Origin of the sequence: Roseivivax halodurans JCM 10272 (assembly GCF_000521785.1) — a bacterium.
Lineage (GTDB): Bacteria > Pseudomonadota > Alphaproteobacteria > Rhodobacterales > Rhodobacteraceae > Roseivivax > Roseivivax halodurans.
The window spans coordinates 1-663 of the sequence record NZ_JALZ01000130.1; the positions used below are offsets into that span (position 1 = coordinate 1).

The 663-nt window shown below is 64.6% G+C and carries 1 protein-coding gene and 2 pseudogenes; 2 read left to right on the top strand and 1 reads right to left on the bottom strand.

The genetic code is table 11. From position 1 onward, the window contains the following. Nucleotides 1-70 precede the first annotated feature (70 nt). Entirely contained in the window at nt 71-208 is a 138-nt protein-coding gene (locus tag OCH239_RS22490; RefSeq protein WP_084782791.1) for a transposase, read from the bottom strand. Nucleotides 209-333: 125 nt separating this feature from the next. Between OCH239_RS22490 and OCH239_RS21940 the strand changes: the two are divergent. Both OCH239_RS21940 and OCH239_RS23990 read left to right on the top strand, forming a co-directional pair. After that, nucleotides 334-483 (top strand): annotated as a pseudogene (locus OCH239_RS21940) (transposase); the annotation flags it as partial. After that, nucleotides 477-663: pseudogene (locus tag OCH239_RS23990) on the top strand (IS110 family transposase); the annotation flags it as partial. The pseudogenes OCH239_RS21940 and OCH239_RS23990, both read left to right, overlap by 7 nt.

Below are 663 nucleotides of genomic sequence, written 5' to 3' on the forward strand. Positions count from 1 at the left end.
GGGACGCGCTTTGCGCCTGCGTTGTGGGGCGCCGCGCAGAGCCCGTCCCCGACCTGCCGAATTGCCGCATCTAGCGGCGCAGCTGGGTCTCGTGGACACCCAGTTCCGCCGCGACATCCATGATCGTCAGCCCGCTCGTCTCGACGCGTTCCGCGGCCTGGCGCTTAAACTCGTCCGGAAAATACCGCCGCTTCTTACTCTTCTCCATCGGACACTCCTTCCGTTGGCTCGAAAGCCTATCATGGGTGTCCACCAAACCGGGGCAGGATCAGTATGAATAGCCCCGTGTATTGTGGACGCCTTCTTCGCTAATTTTGAGGCAAGGAGGCCAGGATGAGCAGCAGCAAGTTCAGCGATGAGTTCAAGCGGGACGCGGTCGCGCAGATCACCGAGCGAGGCTACCCCGTCAGGGAGGTATCAAAGCGCCTCGGGGTCAGCCCTTATTCGCTCTACGCCTGGAAGAAGAAGTTCGCTCAGGCAACGCGATGCTGGGCGCGGCGACCGAGCTGATGCTCCGTGCCCGCGCTACTCTGCGCCACGAACTGGCCGGGCTCGAGCGGCACGTCCGTCGGCTGGCCCGGGAGGACGAGGTGTGCCGGCGCCTGATGTCCATGCCCGGAATCGGCGCGGTCGTGGCGCCGACGTTCCGCTCTGCGGTCGATG